This window comes from Paenibacillus alginolyticus DSM 5050 = NBRC 15375 (assembly GCF_000422905.1).
GTDB lineage: Bacteria > Bacillota > Bacilli > Paenibacillales > NBRC-103111 > Paenibacillus_E > Paenibacillus_E alginolyticus.
This window is the reverse complement of the sequence record NZ_AUGY01000045.1, coordinates 1-21,013: the sequence shown is the minus strand read 5'-3', so window position 1 is coordinate 21,013 and position 21,013 is coordinate 1. Positions and strand designations below refer to the sequence as shown.

Annotated in this window: 19 protein-coding genes and 1 pseudogene; all 20 read left to right on the top strand. The window is 42.8% G+C overall.

What is annotated here, in order from left to right:
• The first annotated feature begins 32 nt into the window (after window positions 1-32).
• The 20 genes and pseudogenes from G519_RS0120200 to G519_RS0120095 all read left to right on the top strand — a co-directional run bounded on the left by G519_RS0120200 (window position 33) and on the right by G519_RS0120095 (window position 20,757).
• Entirely contained in the window at window positions 33-1,709 is a 1,677-nt protein-coding gene (locus G519_RS0120200; protein WP_029196251.1) for an S-layer homology domain-containing protein, read from the top strand.
• 84 nt (window positions 1,710-1,793) lie between these two features.
• Window positions 1,794-2,618 carry a polysaccharide deacetylase family protein gene (locus G519_RS47685; protein WP_029196250.1) on the top strand — a complete coding sequence of 275 codons (825 nt, stop codon included), beginning with the start codon at window positions 1,794-1,796 and terminating at the stop codon, window positions 2,616-2,618.
• Window positions 2,619-2,958: 340 nt separating this feature from the next.
• Entirely contained in the window at window positions 2,959-4,734 is a 1,776-nt protein-coding gene (locus tag G519_RS0120190) for a hypothetical protein (protein ID WP_029196249.1), read from the top strand.
• A gap of 740 nt (window positions 4,735-5,474) precedes the next feature.
• A pseudogene (locus G519_RS43765) lies at window positions 5,475-5,900 on the top strand (HAD-IIB family hydrolase); the annotation flags it as partial.
• Between the two features lie 166 nt (window positions 5,901-6,066).
• On the top strand, window positions 6,067-6,999 hold the full coding sequence (locus G519_RS0120170) for a D-2-hydroxyacid dehydrogenase (protein ID WP_029196246.1): 933 nt from the start codon (window positions 6,067-6,069) through the stop codon (window positions 6,997-6,999).
• Between the two features lie 253 nt (window positions 7,000-7,252).
• Window positions 7,253-7,741 carry an SRPBCC family protein gene (locus G519_RS0120165; RefSeq protein ID WP_029196245.1) on the top strand — a complete coding sequence of 163 codons (489 nt, stop codon included), beginning with the start codon at window positions 7,253-7,255 and terminating at the stop codon, window positions 7,739-7,741.
• A gap of 601 nt (window positions 7,742-8,342) precedes the next feature.
• Window positions 8,343-10,016, top strand: a complete 1,674-nt coding sequence (locus G519_RS43760) for a PAS domain S-box protein (RefSeq protein ID WP_244280161.1) — start codon at window positions 8,343-8,345, stop codon at window positions 10,014-10,016.
• A complete protein-coding gene (locus G519_RS52235; protein ID WP_244280160.1) occupies window positions 9,979-10,737 on the top strand; it encodes a sensor histidine kinase in 759 nt (252 codons plus the stop codon). The genes G519_RS43760 and G519_RS52235 overlap by 38 nt, the downstream gene beginning before the upstream one ends.
• A 5-nt stretch (window positions 10,738-10,742) precedes the next feature.
• Window positions 10,743-11,390, top strand: coding sequence for a response regulator transcription factor (locus tag G519_RS0120155; protein WP_029196244.1), 648 nt, complete (start codon window positions 10,743-10,745; stop codon window positions 11,388-11,390).
• A gap of 260 nt (window positions 11,391-11,650) precedes the next feature.
• Window positions 11,651-13,027: a DJ-1/PfpI family protein gene (locus tag G519_RS0120150; protein ID WP_029196243.1), complete on the top strand. Its 1,377-nt coding sequence runs from the start codon at window positions 11,651-11,653 to the stop codon at window positions 13,025-13,027.
• 226 nt (window positions 13,028-13,253) lie between these two features.
• Window positions 13,254-14,504 (top strand): S1C family serine protease, encoded by a 1,251-nt coding sequence (locus G519_RS43755; RefSeq protein WP_051253531.1) that lies wholly within the window; start codon window positions 13,254-13,256, stop codon window positions 14,502-14,504.
• A gap of 158 nt (window positions 14,505-14,662) precedes the next feature.
• A complete protein-coding gene (locus G519_RS0120140) occupies window positions 14,663-15,241 on the top strand; it encodes a TetR/AcrR family transcriptional regulator (protein WP_029196242.1) in 579 nt (192 codons plus the stop codon).
• 21 nt (window positions 15,242-15,262) lie between these two features.
• On the top strand, window positions 15,263-15,604 hold the full coding sequence (locus tag G519_RS0120135) for a DMT family transporter (protein WP_029196241.1): 342 nt from the start codon (window positions 15,263-15,265) through the stop codon (window positions 15,602-15,604).
• Window positions 15,604-15,918: a DMT family transporter gene (locus G519_RS0120130; RefSeq protein WP_029196240.1), complete on the top strand. Its 315-nt coding sequence runs from the start codon at window positions 15,604-15,606 to the stop codon at window positions 15,916-15,918. Before G519_RS0120135 ends, G519_RS0120130 begins: the two co-directional genes overlap by 1 nt.
• Before the next feature lie 221 nt (window positions 15,919-16,139).
• A complete protein-coding gene (locus tag G519_RS0120125; RefSeq protein WP_244280159.1) occupies window positions 16,140-16,421 on the top strand; it encodes a hypothetical protein in 282 nt (93 codons plus the stop codon).
• A 251-nt stretch (window positions 16,422-16,672) separates the two neighbouring features.
• Window positions 16,673-16,852 carry a hypothetical protein gene (locus tag G519_RS0120120; RefSeq protein ID WP_029196238.1) on the top strand — a complete coding sequence of 60 codons (180 nt, stop codon included), beginning with the start codon at window positions 16,673-16,675 and terminating at the stop codon, window positions 16,850-16,852.
• A gap of 169 nt (window positions 16,853-17,021) precedes the next feature.
• Window positions 17,022-17,486, top strand: a complete 465-nt coding sequence (locus tag G519_RS43750; protein ID WP_127527935.1) for a winged helix-turn-helix transcriptional regulator — start codon at window positions 17,022-17,024, stop codon at window positions 17,484-17,486.
• A gap of 138 nt (window positions 17,487-17,624) precedes the next feature.
• Window positions 17,625-18,353 (top strand): NAD(P)-dependent oxidoreductase, encoded by a 729-nt coding sequence (locus G519_RS0120110; protein ID WP_029196237.1) that lies wholly within the window; start codon window positions 17,625-17,627, stop codon window positions 18,351-18,353.
• 539 nt (window positions 18,354-18,892) lie between these two features.
• Window positions 18,893-19,468: a TetR/AcrR family transcriptional regulator gene (locus G519_RS0120100; protein ID WP_029196235.1), complete on the top strand. Its 576-nt coding sequence runs from the start codon at window positions 18,893-18,895 to the stop codon at window positions 19,466-19,468.
• A gap of 68 nt (window positions 19,469-19,536) precedes the next feature.
• Window positions 19,537-20,757, top strand: a complete 1,221-nt coding sequence (locus tag G519_RS0120095; protein WP_029196234.1) for an MFS transporter — start codon at window positions 19,537-19,539, stop codon at window positions 20,755-20,757.
• Window positions 20,758-21,013 lie beyond the last annotated feature (256 nt).

Below are 21,013 nucleotides of genomic sequence, written 5' to 3'. Positions count from 1 at the left end.
CGCTAATATAAGAAAATGAGGAGGGCTTCAACATGAAGAAACTAGGTCTAATCGCATCTATGGTCAGCCTGTTCTCTCTTTGTAACGTAACGGGGGCTACGGCTAGTGGTTTTGGCGATGTCTCTAGTTCAAGTCCCTATATATCCTATATCAATGATCTTGGGCGGCTAGGCGTCACGGACGGTGTTGCGCCGGGGCAGTTCGGCCCGTCTAAAACGCTGACCCGCGCACAGTTCGCTAAGTTTGTGGCAGTTGCTTTTCAATTGAAGGATGACGGTTCGTCCGTACCTTTTCAAGATATTCAAAGTCATTGGGCTGCTCCGTATGTACGCGCGGCTTATCAAGCAGGGATCATTGAGGGTACGAGCGCTAGCACCTTCACACCCGAACTGCCGGTGAAACGAGAAGAAGCTGCCACAATGATATGGCGGTTAGCTCAAAGTAAAGGCATCGCCGCACCCGCTGCTCTCAAATTTCAAGACTCGCCCGATGCTTGGGCGGTCCCTGCGGTAAGCGGTGTGCTGTCTAAAGGCTGGTATGCTATTGATGCCCGAAAATCAGGGGAAAGTTGGTCTTACCGTCCGCGCGACAATATGACAAGACAGGAAATGGCTGCTTTGCTAGCCCACTCTATGAAGGATGTGCCGGGTAGCACTTGGACATCAACTGCTTCAGATATGGGGACAACACAGGATTCTGCATTGCCATCATGGCAGCAATCGCTCAAGGATCATTTGCTTAATCAAGAAACTGATTTTCAAATTACATTAGACGATCCGAACGAATTCCAACAGATTAAAAGTTATGTCAATGCATTGCTGGCGGATAACGATTATTTGCATTATATTTATCATGGCATGAGTTATGAATATGACGGTGTAGCGACGGTTACGTTTAAAGTCTCCTACTTGGAGTCTAAATCGCAAACCGATTATGTTTCCGAACAGGCTACGACTATAGTAGCTTCAATCACCCATGCCGGAATGAACGATTTCGAGAAGGAGAAGGCCGTACATGATTACGTGATCTCCCATCTGGCTTATGATAAATCTTTAGTCGAACATACAGCATACGGCGGATTGACGAAAGGCACAACCGTTTGTCAAGGGTATGCATTGCTCACTTATCGGTTGCTTACCGAGGCTGGCATCTCGAATAAAATTGTGGAAGGCCATGCCGGAGGCCAACTGCATACATGGAATTTGGTCAAGCTTGACGGTAATTGGTACCATCTGGATACGACATGGGATGATCCTGTTCCTGATGTGAAGGGTAGATTGATGTATCATTATTTTAATTTGACAGATGCTCAAATGAAGCGCGATCATACATGGACGGGGACTTACCCGACTGCGTCTCAAGATTTTATTCAAGCGCTGGGACAAGAAGTACAGTCGGGCGCTATGGATGCAGCCGCTTCTCAAGCATTGCTGAGTTCTACAGGACTCTCCGGAGAGACGGCTGAGAACACGGCCGATTCCATATCCGCGGTCCAGGCCTTACTTCAAGGAGGGATTTCAGCCCGGCAAAGCCAGATCACTTTTCGTTATAAAAGCTCTTTAGGGAGTGCGCAGTCTGTTATGAAAGCTGCGCTAACCAATGATATAGTTATGAATAACAACGTTGGAAGAGTGACCTACGAATTTGGTACTGACACAAGGTTAACAGGCTATACATCACTAACAGTAAATATCGCTTATGGATCATAGAGTAGTCTTTTCTCAAATATAATTTTCAGCTAATATTACATGGGTAGGTTGAATATGAAATTTTCTCGGTGCTCAATAATTACTATGCTTACTATTCTTTTGTTAACAGGGTGTGAGCAAGCTGCTACTCCAGTCGTTCCTAGTGCCATTGCTTCATTAAGTCCCTCGGCTTCGCCCGATCCCACTGTTGCACCTAAACCTGTATCTGATACTGGCGTGCTTCCTACGAACAATACATCAGCTTCTACCCCGATTAAGGAGCCTGTTGGATTTGAGATAGGTTCCCCAAAGGAAGAACCCGTGGTATCAGTTGAGAAGAAGCAGACGAAGAAATCAGCCTTAAAGCCCATTTATTCGGTTGGAAAAGGTCAAGTAGCCATAACCATTGATGACGGTCCGACGAAATATACGGAGGAACTGCTCAAAGTTCTAAAGGAACAAAACATACACGTCACTTTTTTCTTCATCGGACAAAATGCGGCTGCTTTTCCGCAGTCTGTGACCGAGGCTGTGTATGAGGGTCATGAAGTTGGTTATCATTCGGACACGCATCCTCACATGTCTCAAATGACCTATGACGCACAGGAAAATGAGTTTAATAGCGGTCTAAATAAACTTATAAAGTTCGATAAGCACCCGGTCACATTATTTCGTCCACCCTACGGTGCCTATAACAACGATACCAAGCTCGTAACGGAAGAACACCACATGCAAATGGTGCTGTGGAATGAAGATCCCAAAGATTGGGCAACAACGGACCCTTCCAAAGGCGTTAAAAGTGTGTTAGCCCAAGTTCAATCTGGTAGCATTATCGTTATGCATGATCATCCTTCTACCATAGCGGCTTTGCCGGATATTATTAAAGGCATAAGAAAGAAGGGGTATACATTAGTAACGGTGCCTCATTGATAGGGAATCTGGGGCTTTGTTTGATTAGACACTTGCATTTTTATGCAAGTGTCTTTTTTGCATTTCTCGTGCTTATACCGTTGTCGGGATTTGACGACATATTGAGTATGACTGAATCTGTCTGACGACAAAAACATAGGTACTTTGAGATCCCCGTAAAATGGGGGGGTTCGTTTTAAAGCACGTATGTTTGTGTCGCGGCGCCACGACACAAACGTGGTGCATAATTCCAATGAATCGCCCTTCTAATCATACAATTCCATTGCAACTTTCCGTCAGTTCCATACGTCTAATTTATATGGAAAATATTCCTATAAACCAGTAAGGATTGGTGAATACGATGGTCAGAATTTTAGGCAGTGGCTTCCTTTTATCCGTCATGTTGTTGTTGAACGCGTGCGAAGATAACGCCCAGTGTCCTTCCATAACATCAAGTGCAAGCTCCTCAGAAGTATCGGCGCTGATAACTACTGCCCCCGTCGCCTCTGTTGAAACTTCGATCCGCAGCAAACTTCAAAGCCTTAATTTCGGTGAACAGAACAGCTCTGGAGGACATATTTTCAAATCTTGGAAAGCAACGGATGTGCCAAATGAACCTTTTCAAGTTGTGTATCATCTAGAAGATGTCAGTATGAACGCGACTTTCGCCGAGTTGAGCCAAGCAGAACGACAGCGGTTAACTGATCATATTCGTATTGATGGCAATGTGGAATGGAAGATCGACGAAAGTCCCAATTCCACGAGTAATGTGAGGATTCAATTTCATAATGCGAGTACCTCATTTGTTCTGCACATAGGTGATCTACCCGCTATGACATTCATTCGGAAGGAACCTGTGAGCTTTACATTCGGCTCGAGTTCAGGTCGTGATGTCCCGTATCTTTTATTATGGGCTCAGGAATATGCGCCTCGATTGCTCATCCCAGAGGGAGAAAGCTCGGTGGAGTTAGTCTTTTCAGAAGAGATGCACAATGATCTCCCCACGACAATGGAGGGTGTACCTTTAGCGGCTAAATGGGTGGACACCAAACATCTGTTGATCCAGCTTGACGCTATGCGCGCAGGAGATCATAGAACGAAAGAACTGTATATGCAAATGGATACCTTGGTAGACCTGAGCGGTAATCACTTGGGATCGGGGAGCAGAAGTCTGTTGGTTCAGCAAGTGCCGAAATATGCGTGGTACTACGTCCATTCAGGCGAGTTGGTTGGAGGCGGACCAAGAGATCAGTTCTACGATCAAGTGGTTCTATCTGAGAATAAACAAAGCTACGTCGGAATTGTTCGCCTTGGCGGGTCCATGGGGGATGGAGACGGAACAAGCTACGCTTTTATTTTGGAGCAAAAAGGGAAGGGGCCTGTTGTCATCGAGGATGTTTTTTATTCCACGATAGAGCCTGAGCAACAGCCCATCCAATGGATGGATGCGAAAACCCTCATTTATTCGTCCTACTATGGCGTTTACGCCTATGATATTGAGAAACGTGAGAAACGTATTCTCTATAATGCTCGTACAAGCGAGGAGAATAACGTCAATTATGCTTCGTATGATACGACGAGAGAGCTGCTTCACATTTTGGCCTACGAAAATCGGCATGAAACGAGTCAATTGGAACGAATCTCGTACAAGTCAGGGGAAGCATCACCCCAAAGAACGAAAGCTTACACGTCAACCACTTTGGTAGCCAAATACTCCGATTTGGATATGTCCATTATTCCAACGGTAAAAGGAACGTATTGGACACGTCTACAAGACGGAGTTCCATACACGGATTTTGTGAGTGATTCAGGGGAAAAGATGACCACAGCAGGCATCACTCGTCTTGTTGCAGAGCAGGGAGCCTATCTGCAACTGTATCTAAAAGGAGACAATCAGCTACAATTCTCCGAATGGAAAATATGGCAGCCAAGCCAGTCGGCCAAAGTGATTGCTAACCCACCACAGGGCAGCTATACCTATGCTAGTGGTACGGATTTATTTTCAAGGCAAGACGATAAGTATTATAAATATGATCTTTCACGTAATAAGTGGGTGTTATGGCAGGCACCAAATGGAGAGAAGGATGCTGAGCCTGTTCGGGGGAAAGATGGATTGTACCGGGTCAGAATGGAATAGCCAATTGTAAGACAATGAACGAGGGGGGCATCACTGTTTAAACGGGTGTATTCTACAATGCTAGGCGTCATCATTATGGGCGGATCAATAAGCGTAATAGGAGGCATATAAATCAATGTTCAGTAAAAGAAACCGTCAGGAGAATACGAAGTGGTATGGGAGTCTACCTCTAATGGGATTTCGAGTATAGTGATGACATTTCCGATAGAATTTGAAATAGTTCAGCAAGACGATGCGATAGTCAAGATGAATGAGTTTACTCTTGGAGAAGAGGAAATATTCGCGTATGTTCCGCGTTATTCAGATTGTCATGCTCTCGAGACTTACTTTTTCGGAGTTAGAGTAGGGTGAAGGCACGGCTTTCCCGATATCGATTGAGATGAAACCGGAACAGATCTTGACGTATATAAGCCAGCTACCGCACCGTCCTTTTCAAGTGAGCAACGGGGAACTTATTCTGACTGGTGGTTATGGGGCGGGACAGGACTTTATTCATGTGTATCATTTCCATTATGATTCTAAGAAACGGTCAATGATTCTAAAAAGTACGGATCGAGTAAAGCCGACCGAAATCGTATATGACAAATAGGACATAGCCAATAGATTTCTGAGATTCGATAAAGAATAATGGTTCTTGACTACTTAACGACACAAGTTCCAATGTCTTGCCATCCTTTCATTCTCCCACTAAAATGATTGATCGGGTTTCTAACGAATATTTAACAGGAGTAGAAGAAAAACGTGTTAGAAGTGCACTATTAGAGACCCTAGGTCTTAGCCGTTATCCCAAGAATTTAAGCGCACTCTCAGAAGAGATTTACTGTATGTGTTTGTACGCTGATGAGAATGAAGCTCAAAAATTTATTGATAACTTCCCTCAACTACGGTTTGTACGTTTCCATAGTTATGTAATAAACATTCTTGAAAAACAAGTGGTCTCTAAATCGGAAGCAATCAAAAAAGTACTGGATTATTACAACATTGACGCTAGCAATTCTATCGCTTTCGGTGACGGGGGGAATGATTTAGATATGTTAGAATTAGTTGGACTCGGTATTGCCATGGGCAATGGTGAAGAACGTCTTAAACAAAAGGCAGATTTCGTTACCAAAAAAGCAAGTGATGATGGCATATACTATGCTCTAACTAAATTTGGTGTTATCTGATTCTGAATAAACTATATATTGTGTAAGTTCGTTACTTAGACAAGTCAAGGTGGGACAAGTATGAGTAATAAAATACAAAAACAATTTACAAAAGAAATGAAAAAATTCTCAAGGCAAGAGTCGCGAAGAAAGAATAGATTTTATAGTTTTTGAGGGGGCGTGGCTAATGGATATCAAAAAAATTATAGTGACAGGACGGATGTACAAAGATCTAGAGCAGATAGCCTTGCTGGATAATAAGAGGGAGTATACGTTTATTCCAGAGGCGGAGGTAAGCCCGAGTCACTTCGACTGGGCTGATGGTTATGTGGCATTTAAACCGACGGAGTCGTTTCATTTCGCTAGGTTACGGTGGGTTCATGCGCTTGGAGCTGGCGTTGATTCATTTTTATATAATCGTGAATGGAAAAAGGATGTTTTATTAACACGTACGGTCGGCAGTTTTGGGCGGAAAATAGGGGAATATTGTTTAAGTTATATTCTTGCCGATGTACAGCGTCATGATAAATTCCAGCAGTATCAGACACAAAGACAATGGCTGCCTTCACAGCAGAAGCTTCTGCAGCAACTGAACATCGTCATTTTCGGTACAGGAACAATCGGAAAGGAAGTAGCGAGGATGCTTAGATCATTCGGGGTAACCGTATATGGAATATCTCGCAGCGGCGCATCAAACTGTCATTTTAATAGGGTAATTCCGATTACCGAAGTGCATTCGTTGTTAGCACAGGCCGACTGGGTCATTAACACGCTTCCCTTAACACCAATTACCGAAAAATTATTCGGAATGCATTTGTTTTCCTACTTGCACGGTGCAGGCTTTATAAATGTGGGCCGGGGAGCTTCGGTGGATGAAAACGCACTGCTCGAGGCGATTGAACGAGGGCAGGTGCGCAGAGCTGTTCTTGACGTGTTTAGAGAGGAACCTCTGCCCGCACAATCACCGATGTGGGCTCATCCGAACGTGGTCATTACCCCGCATATTTCTGCGGTTACCGGACTGGATGAAGCGATGGACAGCTTGCTCGCCGTGCTTGGAGAAATTGATAGCGGACAAGAACGAATTAGCCATTCGGTGGACGTAAGTCGAGGATATTAGATCAGATGATCGACCTTCCTCAACCAGCCGTAGTAGAAGTATTGGCGGATTTTATCCATTTTCATCCTCTGTGGTACAGCGCTGGTCTTGCGTTGCATGGACGGCTAACGGGAGTTTTGTAAGTTTGCATATTGGCATATGGTATTATGTGGATATAAGCGTTGGATTTTTGTGAAAGCTTGAGAAAATGATGGGGACTATTCAGGAAGAAATCCAGAGACGGAACAAAAACCCAAAAAGGAGGTTTGAAATCATGACAAATGCATCGAGCAAGAAGAGAACTGACTCAGCTTCGAGAGTCATCAAGGCATCACCGCAAACTATCTATAAGGCATTCGTGGACCCGACGGCTCTGGTTTCGTGGCTTCCACCAAAGGGTATGAAAGGCCATATCTACGAGTTCGACGCTCGGGCCGGTGGAGCCTATCGAATGTCCCTAACTTATGTCGGAACGGACCATTCAACGCAAGGCAAGACCTCTGAGCATTCTGACGTCGTCAAAGGGAGATTCTTGGAGTTCGCACCAAACGAGCGAATTTTGCAGTTAGTAGAATTCGAGTCCGAGGACCCCGTTTTCGCGGGAGAGATGATCATGATATGGACCTTAGCAGCCGTTCCGGAAGGCACCACGGTTACCATCGTTTGTGATAACGTACCCGAAGGAATACGGAAGGAAGATCACGACGTTGGTTTGAGATCCGCTCTGGAGAATCTCGCTGACTACACCGAAAGATCTGTCTAGAAATTTATAGTTTCAATCTACGAAGGGACTAGGTTTGCCTAAGTCGGATACATCATTACGCTCTAACGAATTACAATAAAGCAGGAGCCTTAGGTCCAATTGAGTACTACGCAACATATTTCGAGATTGAAATTTTAAAAGACAACCAATAATTCAAGACCCTGATGGACTTATTACACTGATAGTGCCGAGACGTTGAGTACCAGTGTTCTATATTGTAGGTACTCCGAAATTGAATCTTTTCTGACTTTGAACCCTATGATAGTCCATGATAAAGAGGAATATTCCGCAAAGGTTCGGTTGAAAAACCTAACCTTTAAACGGATGGTTTAACCTCGGTCACAAACGCCACCCCAGTCCACAACAGTATAGGGGATCAGCAAGAGCTTGAGAAATCAGGCTTTTTTTATTTTTATGTTATCGTCGAATCGGCGTAACCGGCAATAATCTATTAAGCCAGTGAAGGTTCGTGAATACAAGATCGGAAATTGCGGGGGAATGCTATTTTTTTGCGCGCTTATACTTGTATAATTAAGTATAATAATCATAAATGAATTCCTGTTGTTTCAGACATCCTTACTATAAGGAGAAATCAAATCAAATGGATCATTTTCAAGATGTTATTAAAGGCGCCAAGCAGCTTCTCAAAAATATGCCGGATCCGATATATATCGTCAATCTAGATGACGAAATCATATGGGTGAATGATGCATTTCATTTTTTATTTGGAAATAGGAACTCTAAGTTCGCTGGATTTATGGAAAAGAAGGTACCCATCAACAACGCCAGTGATGAAACAATTGCATTTAGCGTGCAGTTGAAAGAAAATACTTCCGTTCAGTCCGTTGAGAAGTATAGAATCATAGCGGAAAATACGTTGGATACCATTGTTTTAATGGATAGTGATGCCATTGTACAGTATGTCTCTCCGTCAATAAAGTCGCTAGTTGGGTACGACGTTGAAGAGTACGAAAGAATGGATGCGTTCCATATCATTCATCCGGATGATCAGGATCGTGTGCGTGTATTGCATTCTGAAGTTTTCCGTTCGAGACAGCCGGTGAATATGGAGTATCGTCTTATACATTCACAGGGTCATACGGTTCACATTGAGGCCCGGGTAAAGCCCGTGTTGGACGACAAAGGTCAAGTAAAATATGCTGTCGCAGTTGCCAGAGACGTGACTGAACGGAAACAGAAGGAGCACTTGCTGGAAAATATTTTGGATAATGTTAACGCGGGCGTCATGTCGACCGACAAGGATTTTTCCCGCATGACGTTTTGTTCTGACAGCATTGGGAAGATGTTTGGCTTTTCCATACAAGAAATTACGGCAAGCCCCATTCTTCTGCATACACATATGCACCCGGAAGATGATGCCGCTCTCATGCATGAAGTGAAGCATCAGCTTGATTTGGGCATACCCGTTGTGAAAACCTTTCGATTACTCCATGGCGAAGAAACGAAATGGATCAAAATGACGATTCATCCATATTTGGACTACATTGGTGCAATCGAGCGGTTTGACGGCATTTTGATGGATGTTACAGAGAAGAAACTTTCCGAGTTAGCCCTCGAAGAAAGCGAGCAGAGGTATAAGTCTTTGTTTGAAAACAATCTGGATGGGGTCTTTTCGATTGATTTGAACGGATTTTATTTTGTAAACGCCAATCGATCCTTCGAAAGAATAACCGGCACTCAGATCGACAAACTGAACGATCGTTGCTTTATGGGATTAATTATGGACGAAGATCACGCCTCGGTGTATGAAGCTCTATTCCATGTCATCCAACAACAAGAGTCTAGGGATATTGAATGCCGGATCAGCAAGTCGGTGTATGGTGAGAAAATTGTAAGCATTACATTTGTCCCTATTTTTCTTTCCGATCAATTAAATGGTGTCCATGGAATAGTTAAGGACATTACGCAGCGTAAACGAGAAGAAAGAGAATTGATCCAGAGCGAAGAAAGGTACAAAGTCCTCCAACAGAGCATAAATCGCTTTTCTAATGACCTCGCAAATGTGATGAAAGTCTCGGTACTCGAGAGCAGGCTCATAGATGAGGTGAAATCGGTATTGAATATCGACGACGTATCTATTGAAGAAGTGCCTCGGGGAAAGGAACAGTCCATAATGAGCATGGGTAGCATCTGGATCAAGATCGGCGAAAAGCAGCAGCCGGTTTATCTGCGGATCTGCATGGATAAATCAATGCTTAAGATTGAAGAAGAATGGCTTGAAACAGCATGTTCATTACGTAACCATTCTGTATGATAACCTTCATTTGATTGAAGATTTGATGAGACGGCTTGAGGAAATGGTTGCGAAAAATGAAACGCCAAAATGGATGTTACGATTGCTGTTTAATTTATCTGAAAAGGAAAGATCCTCACTGTCCAGCGATTTACATGATTCGGTGTTGCAAGATTTAATTATCTGGTATCGTAAGCTTGAATCGCTGCGTTCCACTGCCGCTTTTGCCGAGGTAACACAGTTCGAGCTCAAGCAGATTGAGGAAGGGCTTCTGGATGCCATTCATCAGATCCGCATCACTTGCAATGAGCTTCGACCTCCATTTCTTCTTAAAATGGGATTAGTCGAATCGCTAAAAAGTCTCTTCTCTTATACACGTATGTTTTCAAATTATGAGATCGAATTCTCCGCAGAACAAATGGGATATGCGTTAACGGAGGAACAAATTCTCGGCTTTTACCGGATTGTTCAGGAATTGCTAAACAATGCAACCAAGCACTCCCGAGCAGATAAGGTGACGATGGCATTGACGACTGAGGACGGACAGATTCATTTTTCCTATTTGGACGATGGAATCGGCATGGATGTATCTGCGCTCGAAGGATCCTTCCAAAGCATGGGCATTGCAGGCATCGAAAAAAGGGTTCTCAGTTTAGAAGGGGATGTGGAATTGAAATCTGCTCCGGGGCAAGGGTTTCATGTCAGAATTTCACTTCCAATTTACTATAAAAGTCAAAGGTGAACGATATGGAAATCTTATTGGTTGACGATCATAGATCAGTCGTCGAGGGAACCAAGATGTTGATCGAATCCGAGCCGGATATGAAAGTTGCGATCGAGACAGATGTTTATTATGTGCCTGATGTGGTGCGATTAAAGAAATTTGACGTGATGCTTTTTGATTTATACATGCCGAATACAAACGGCGCAGATTTGACACGCAAAGTGCTGGAATACGTCCCGGATGCCGTGATTCTCATTTATTCGGGTTTTGATATCGCCCCTCATTTCAACTTGCTTATGGAGTCAGGAGTTTCCGGATTCATTGCCAAGACCTCCACACGCGAACAACTCATCCAGGCAATACGATGTGCAGCAAGGAAAGAAGCCATTGTTCCGATGCAAATGCTAAAGCAGTTAAGACGTCAGGAGATTGTGGTGGCCGGAGACACGGAAAATGAGAAGACAACGATAACACCTGAAGAAGAAAAACTGTTACGGGAATTGGCAAAAGGTAAAAGCAACAAGGACATATCAAAAACACTGATGATTAGCCAGCGGTCGCTCGAATATAGTCTGACCGAATTATTTCAAAAACTACATGTCAGTTCGAGGGTCGAAGTAATCAAAAAAGCAAAGAGTTTGGGGATATTACCAACTGAAGATTTATTTTAATCCATGAGATGGGCAGGTAAATACCGGCCTTTTTTGTTTGCAATAAGTGATAGACAAATTGCGCGGACTCCGCAAAAATTTGCGGGAATAGCGTTCTTTGTTTGCGCGTTCTAGCGAACGGTTCTCCTTTATGATGATTTCATGCCAACCAGGTAATGAGGAAGGAGGAAGTCACACATAAATATGGAGTTCACAGAGATTAATTATAGTTTTACTTGAAGAAGCAAACATAAAAAATTTTGATCAGAGGAGAATCAAAGATGAAGAAGTACATTTTACGTGTCGTTGTCTATGTAATGACGTTCGTTTTACTTTTCGGAGGGATCGGTGCGTTTGGGTATATTCGATCAAATCAGGAATACTGGTTTCCCACTCGGCAAACACCAATGCCTGCATTACAAGGCGTAAGCGTGCCTGAACATAATCCGAAAAAACCTACAGTAGCTGTCATTTTATCCAATCCGACTACAGAAGTGTTTGATTTTATGGTTCCGTATGAAATGTTTGCAATGACTGAGTCTTATAACGTATATGCAGTTGCCCCGGACAAAAACATGAAAACACTCTCTGGCGGTTTGGATCTAATGCCGCACTATTCTTTTGATGAACTGGATCGATTATTAGGAAAAAGTCCCGACCTTATTGTGATCCCGGCCATGCCTATGGTTGACGAAGCAAAGTATAAACCTGTCCGGGAATGGATACAAAAACATTCTGAAACGAAGTTGTTAAGCATATGCGCTGGAGCGTTGAATCTGGCTGATACAGGTTTATTAAAAGGGAAAGAAGCAACTACCGACTGGAAAAGTTTTGATTTTCATGAAGTCAATAAATATCCTGAAACAAAATGGAGAAGGGATGTACGTTATGTCGCAGACGGGAACATCGTCGCTTCAGCAGCTCTCACTTCAGGAGTCGATGCAGTCCTCTATGTGATCTCACAGCAATTAGGCGAGCATATGGCGGAGAAAATAGCGAAAGAGATGAATTACCCTTCTTATTATTTCGTAAAAAAACCTAAGGTAGACCCATATTATATTGATCGAACCGAAATGATTTTTTCGCTCAACAAAGCATTCCAATGGAACAAAAAAAGCGCAGGGGTATTGTTGTATAACGGGATGGATGACGGAGCACTTTCGACGATTTTTGATACTTATGCCGCTTCTGGAACAACAAAGGTGCACACCATCTCAGACGCCAAGCAGCCTATCGTTACAAAGTTTCACCTTAACCTAGTTACCCGATATCAAATGTCGAATGCGCCGAAAGTAGATCGAATGTTCGTTCCGGGAGTGGAGGCGAAGTCTTTAACTGCGGCAGATGTCAAACAGTGGAACGAAAAGGGAAGTAACGTGGTACCTGAGTTCATTCACAGTGGCTCCTTTGACAGATTTATCTTTGATGCTCCGCTTGAAGATTTAGCCAAGCAAGAGGACGTCCTGACTGCTAAATATGGTGCCAAGCGATTGGATTACCGTGAGACCAATCTAAAATTCGAAGGCAACCCTTTTTCCTATGAAGCTTTCGGTATACCAGTTTTGATTAGTTTAGCTGCATTGCTTACTGCTTTCTATATTGATAGACGATTCATTCGAAAAGTGAAGACAGGGCGTCAATCTTTAACACATTCATAAGTCGAAATCTTCGCTTGTTCACTTCCATGAAAATAGACTCTTTGTTAGGCATTGTTGTTAGGGTTTCCCATCAAGTAGAAAATTATCGTTTCGACACCTTCAGCGTACTTTCAGCTAACTTTCATATGCCTCTCAGCCCAACTTAAGTAACACTTCAGGTTAGTGTCCTATACTTCAATCTATCAACACAAATCAAATCAATAGGCACACGAGAGGCGGTAATCGCATGAATGAAGATATGAAAAATATGATTAATTTAAATGATATAAAGGTTGAAAACAAGACGCGGAACACCAAATGGAGACCTATGTTTGCGGCTTTTATGGCCGGTGCGGTCGTTGTAGGCGGGTTGATGTTCACATCGGATAAGATGAATCTGTTTGGGTATGCTGCCGGGCCTGTTCAATCAGGCGTCACTGCTGCTGCAACAAACTCGACAGCATCTGGTGTCCAAACTGCATCGTTAACCCCATCAGGTACGAACAGTATCTCATCCATTGCAAAAGCTGCAAGTCCAGCCATTGTTAAAATCGAGACCAAAGTAAAACAGACGAATATTGGACAGAATAGAAGAAACCTACTAGGGCAAGGTACTGAAAGCGGAGATACCATTGAAAATGGAATTGGATCTGGCTTCGTTTTCGACTCGAGTGGTTATATTTTAACGAATGAGCATGTAATTAATGGCGCAGATGAAATCGATGTCTATGTACAGGGCTACGACACACCTTTTACGGCTAAACTACTTGGAAGTAGCTATGATCTAGACTTGGCTGTGCTCAAAATTGAAGGAGATAAAGCTTTTCCTGCTCTGAATATTGGTAACTCCGACAATACGCAGGTAGGGGATTGGCTTGTTGCGATCGGTAACCCGTATGACTTCGATTACTCCGTAACTACGGGTGTTTTAAGCGCCAAAGAGCGCACGATCAGCATCGATGATGAGCAGGGTACTCGAAATTACAAACATTTGCTACAAACGGATACAGCGATTAATCCAGGAAACTCCGGCGGTCCGCTTTTGAATATGAATGGTGAAGTTATCGGTATCAATACAGCTGTAAACGCTGAAGCGCAAGGAATGGGCTTTGCAATTCCCGCGAGCACGATTAGTTCTGTTGTAGATAAACTGAAGAATAACGAAACGATTCCAAAAGAACCAGCACCATACATCGGTGTAGCTTTACAAAATATTTCGGATAATATGCTAGGTGACTTAAAAATCAATAGCACAAAAGGTGCCGTAGTTACTCAGGTGCAGCAAGGTACGCCAGCTTTTCAAGCAGGCATTCGTCAGTACGACGTTATTTTGGATGTGAATGGCACAGCAATCTCAAGCACTGATGACATTACAAAAGCTGTGCAAGCCGCGGCCGTGGGAGACGAACTGAAAATAACAATCTCTCGAGATGGTCAAACGAAGGATGTTATTGTTAAAGTTGGGAATAGAAACGCAGAGACCGGCTATCAAAGTTAATATTAAATTGAGAACCAATATTGCATCTAAACCATATAAGATTGCCTACTATCCTGCCATTCTGGCTAGGTGGTTGGCAATCTTTTTCATAGGTTGCCCCAAGACGGAGAACGTGTTAAAATCATCCTGACGAACGTTCGGAAGGATGGGAGAGACAAATGACTGGAACTCGAATCAAAGAAGTAGCCCTCACACAGTTTGCCAAAAACGGATATGAAGGTGCGTCACTTGCAGATATTGCTACGGAGGTAGGAATCAAAAAACAATCCATTTATACACATTTCAAGGGGAAAGATGAACTTTTTCTTGATCTGTTTGACGATGTGCTAGCGAAGGAATTGAATTTTGTTGTCGAGTATCTCGATCGCCATAAGCATCTTTCGATTGATCAGCTTCTTTATGGCTTTCTTATCCAATATAAAGATTGCTACGAACAGGATGATAACACCAAATTTTTCTTGCGGGTTGCCTTTTTCCCGCCTTCCCATCTCTACGATGAGATTGTCAAAAAAGGCTATAACTATTTAGATAAACTTGAAACGATGTTAATCCCTTTGTTCGATCAAGCGATAGCAGCAGGTAGCATTCATGCAGATGTCAGCAGTGAGATGGCGGCAGTTGCTTTTCTGGCTGTACTGGATGGCATGTTTGTAGAGTTGTTATTTGGTGGAGCTGAAAAGTCGCTTAAAAGGATTGAAGCTTCCTGGTTCGTATACTGGCGTGGCATCAAATCGTAAAACAGCAGGAGGATCATACACATGAATCGTTATTGGATTTATATATTTATCGGCGCTTTTTTTGAAGTGATATGGGTTACGGGTTTAAAACATGCGGATACGACGATGATGTGGATAGGCACAATCATTGCAATGTATATCTCTTTTCATCTAGTTATTAGCGCATCTACCAAGCTTCCAGTGGGGACTGTGTATGCTGTCTTCACCGGAATGGGGACAGCCGGCACCGTATTGGTGGAAATGTTGGTGTTCGGAGAGCCGTTCAGGTTTCTTAAAGTATTCCTTATTTTGCTGCTTTTATCCGGCGTATTTGGACTCAAATTTGTGACAAAAGAGCAAGATAAGAAAGGAGCTGCAGTCTAATGGGTTGGATTTTTCTCATGTTTGCCGGGATGTTCGAGGTCGTAGGCGTCGTGGGCATGAACCAAATAAATAAAGCGAAAACCATCCGCTCCTTTAGTATTTTCATCGTAGGCATAGTCATGAGTTTCGCACTTCTGAGCCAAGCGATGAAAAGTCTGCCGATGGGAACGTCATATGCGGTCTGGACAGGGATCGGTACGGTTGGCGGCGCAGTTGTCGGGATGCTCTTCTATGGTGAATCCAGTGATTGGAAGCGGATTGTGTTCATCGCGATGGTGTTAAGCGCTGCGGTTGGTTTGAAATTAATTTCTTAACCACAACTCTGACAAGAGCCGAAATAATCGTTGCTTGTGAATGTTGTGGTAATCCAAGTAACAGACTAAAAGAGAACCGGGAGAACTATAGTGAAACACTGTTGACAATGATTGGGAATTAAGAGTTGAGTAAATGTAATCGGACAAACGCCGCCGCAGTATATAATTGCTTTTAAAAGGTTCCCCTTTTGGTAATCATATACCAAAAGGGGTGTTTTATATTGTGGATTATAAAAACAGAACATAAAAGAGATGAAGATGGTGGAACTGTAGCTCTAGAATTAGAAACCGATGATAAGTGTCTTGATGTTAATGTTAGATGGGATGGTTGTACAGAAATTCACGTATATTCAGTTACTGAAGAAAATCGTGAACTTAAAGATACTTTTCATACGTGTGATTTAAAAGGATTTATTGATACGTTGCAGACCCTTGATAACGTTTGTCAGGATTACTTTGGTGAGGGAAGTTATTGGGAACGGAAAAAAAATGAAGAGGAATAGCGCACAGTAGCATAACAATAGAATATTCCGCTAAAAACCCGCATAATGCGGGTCTTTGTTTTTTTGTTCGGTTAAGTAGGGTGTTTAATTAAAGGGCAGTAATGCTTGATAAATAGAGGTATTTCAACGCCAAAATCAAGACAACACCTTCCTTATTATGGTAATGTTAATTGAGTCCGCTAACGTTAACTAGAGCGCAATATAATATTGCAACAGACAACTGCAATAAGAAGACACGGAGGAGGATTAATATGTTGAGAAGGCATGCCGGTATTTGGATTGCTCTTTTACTTATCGAATTAATTTTCTTGTATGAAAAGATTCAATCCATTGGATTCTCTGGAAGTGCAATATTCTTTTGTATTTTAGTTATTTCAACGTTAGTTGTTGGTGCGACACTAACTAATATTTATCATAACAATAAATACTAATCCAATGGCGGAATATATTTCTATTTCTTGCTACTTACAGTTCCAATCCCTGGCACCATCTAAGAAATTGGTTTTTTTTGTTGACCGGATTGCAACTAACCTGTAAAATTTTGTTAAGTGTATACTTTAAGGTAATGAACTTACTTAAAGGTAAGGGGATGATTTATCAATGATTCATCAGCTTGAATGTCCAGTGGAGACAATCATTCATGTTCTAGGCGGCAAATGGAAACCAATGATTTTATGGCATTTGATACAATCCAATAAGCGATTCAACGATCTGGAAAAGCTTATACCTGATGTATCTCAAAAAATGCTTTCACAACATCTACGGGACTTGGAACGAGAGGGCATAATCGATAGAACGGTCTACCCCACCGTCCCTCCAAAAGTAGAATATTCCCTTAGTGAATATGGCAAAACATTGATTCCTGTAGCAGAAGTCATGTGTGCTTGGGGAGAAAACACCATAATAAGCGGAAATATGAAGAATCTGCTTCTTAAAGCTTGTTCAATTCATTTGCACACTAATTCAAGGACTCATAACAAAAGCTGCCACGGGATTTGCCTGGCAGCTTTTGCTATTTACAGTCAATATTCCTTTACGATTTTTGCCGTGGACCAACTTGGATAACCCTTTCTGCTTAATGCTTACTTTTAAGTAAGGACCCTACATTAAAGTGGGTTCTTATCAAGATTTTTAAATGATGCTAAGCTTGAGTCAATCCAGAGATGAACTATCGGGAGTCATTTATAAAAGGAGGAAAAAATGATGAAAATTATTGTTTTCGGAGCAACAGGAAATACGGGAAGAAGAGCGCTGGAGCAAGGGGGTAAAATGGGACATGAAATGACAGCATTCGTGCGAAACTCCGAGAAGTTTTATGAACAGCAAGGAGAGCGTTCAGCAAAACATGTGAAAGTGTTCGTGGACGATATTATAAACCCAGTAAGCGTCGGCGAGGCGCTCTCGCATCAAGAGGCCGCTATTATTGCTGCCGGTCATGCAGGTCAAGGAGATGAGTTCGTTCGTCTCGTTGATAACATTATAAGCCAATGTGAAATTCACCCTAGTTTTTCCGGGAGGGTATGGGTAATGGGAGGTGCCGGTCTGCTGGATATTCCATATACTGACCTCATTGGCAACAATCTGCCCGGCTTCCCGCCCGCGTATAAAAATCACAACCGGAATTTTGAACGACTCCTACAGTCTGAGCTCGATTGGTCAATTATGTGTCCGGGAACTATGATTGATTCGATAGAGCCTCCGGCGTCGGTTCATCTGCATGTGACAACGGAAACCTTGCCCATATCAATTCCGAAGACGATCAAGGAATTTTCCGAGGCCGATATAGCCGGTTACTTGTTCAGCCGGCTTCAAGAGCTGGATGTTGCTTATGATGATGTCGTGAAATGCATGCTGGACCATATCGAGCTCGGAGGGCCTTTTAAGAGAAAAAGGGTCGGTCTCGCCTATCAAAGTGATATTCCGGTGAGCTAAGGAGCAAGAAGGGAGATGATTAGTTTGTTTGGATGGCTCCTCGGTTTTCATATATTGGCTTCTATCGCGGTAATCGGTCCCGCGGGTAGTAGTCCAGGAAGGGAAGAATCTATAACGAAAGGGCTGCCGCGTGGCAGCCTTTTGTTCCGTATATAGGCAGAGTTCTGTGCATAAAGGATGCCGTGGACCATTGAATACTTTAATTGCTTAGGAATCCTTAGGATAGCTAGATGAAATTGATGTATTATGAAAGCATTTATTGTAACAGGTACGACACGTGGGATTATGCTTCGAAATCTGTAAACAACTTATTAAGCGTAATGCTGCCAATATCACCTTTCTTTAGTGAAGTTAAAGAAACAGGTTCTTTAAAGTCTGCAGAGGATGTTGCGAAAAAAATTGTCAAAGGAGTCTTAACTTCTTAAGGAAAAGCATTACGCTGAGGGAGTTTAATTGAACTGGCTTGAGAGCACAATAAAAATACTGGACTATTCGTTCTTGAAATATTATACTGTTCCTACTGAGAAGGAGGGATTAACATGGGGCGTTCTAAAGAGTTTGACAAGGAGCACGTACTTCATAAGGCAATGTTAGTTTTTTGGGAAAAAGGTTACGAAGCGACAAGCATACCGGAGTTGTTGGAAGCTATGGGATTAAGCAGATCAAGTTTGTACGAAACATTTGTGGACAAACAGACGCTTTATGTTGAGGCAATACACCATTACAAAAAAATCAGGCAAAATAAACGAAATCTCTTGATAAATGCGCCGTCTGCGAAAGTTGGAATCCGGCAGTATTTTGATCAGCATATTACTTCCGCATTTGATGAAGATTTGCCAAAAGGATGCCTGATTACTGATGCAACCATTGGTTTGGATTCGCCTGATGAACAAATTCATAAATTGATACGGGACGGTTTTGAGGAACTGGAACAGTCTTTTTTTGAACTTTTAAGTAAGGGACAGCAGACGGGAGAAATCGCCCCCAAGAAAGATATAAAGGTTCTAGCACACCTATTGCTTAACCTTAATCATAGTATTAATGTAGTATCCAAGGTGACAAGCGACAAAATAATTATTTATAACATGATGAACACAGTAATTGAGATGCTATAAATATATTTTTTTAGTATTACCGGAACGAACGTTCCGGAAATTTCTCGATATGTAAAGGAGCGCTTACTATGAGTTCAATCGAAAATCAAAGGATTGAAAAACCTATTTCGGCGTGGATCATACTTATTTTAGCTGCCGCTTGCGGAATAATCGCCGCTAATCTCTATTATGCGCAGCCTTTAGTGGGACCAATTAGTTCAGCGCTTGGATTATCTTCTGGGGCAGCTGGCCTGATCGTCACACTGACTCAAATTGGTTACGGAATCGGCTTGTTATTTATCGTACCCTTGGGAGATATACTTGAAAACCGAAAACTTGTTGTTGCATCATTGCTCTTCACTGCAATAGTTTTGACGATTGCTGCATTTGTCAAAAGCGCTCCCCTGTTTCTTACAGCTTCACTGTTTATCGGGCTAGGATCAGTCGCAGCACAGGTACTAGTACCGTACGCAGCTCATCTTTCGCCAGATGCCACACGTGGCCGCAATGTGGGTAATGTCATGAGCGGTTTGTTACTGGGTATCATGCTTGCACGCCCCATATTAAGTATTGTGGCAGAGTTTATGGGGTGGCGCGCCGTATTTGTCCTATCCGGTATAACGATCTTTGTGCTGGCTCTTGTATTAGCAAAGGCGCTGCCTGCAAGGCAGCCGTTGACAACCGTACAATATCCAAAACTTCTGCGTTCCATGTTGCATCTACTCAGAACGACCCCAATCTTGCGGCGTAGAGCGATCTATCATGCCTGTGTGTTCGGTACTTTTAGTTTGTTCTGGACAACTGTTCCTTTGTTATTGACCAGTCCGACTTTTCATTTTTCCCAAAAAGGAGTTGCACTGTTTGCATTGGTTGGGGTAACCGGAGCGGCAGCTGCGCCTGTGGCAGGCCGTCTTGCGGATAGAGGCATGATTCGTCCTGCCACAGGGTTAGCCCTGGCTTTAGTTATCGTTTCTGTATTTCTTCCTCTAATGATCCAAACCGGTTCGACATTCGCATTGGTATCTCTGGTAGTTGCGGCCATTCTTTTAGACATGGGAGTTTCGGCAAATTTGGTCCTTGGGCAGCGTGCTATTTTCTCACTGGGAGCAGAGTTTCGAAGCCGGCTTAATGGTTTATACATGGCAATTTTTTTTGCTGGCGGTGCTATAGGCTCAGCGACAGGAGGATGGGCATACGCCAGCGGCGGCTGGAAAGCAGCATTGTTGATTGGAATAGCTTTACCGACTATTGCGATGATTTATTATGCGACAGAGAAAAAGCAATTGAACTACCCTGAAAATCTCACATAGCTGAGAGCTAAAAATGGCAATACGAAATTAGGCGCAGCTATGACGTTTTTTTCAAAAGGCTGCGTCTCATGTTTTAATATGAGTGAGGTATTATGAGGCGTTGGGAGCAGCGATTGTTACTGTAAAGCCAAGATTCTCTAGCCTACGAACGGATTGTTTAACGATGAAATCTTGCTGACGTTTTTCAAAATAATCAGCACCTAAATCTCGGTAATCTTCGTTGCGAGTTAAGAGATGATAGGCGATCTTCATGATG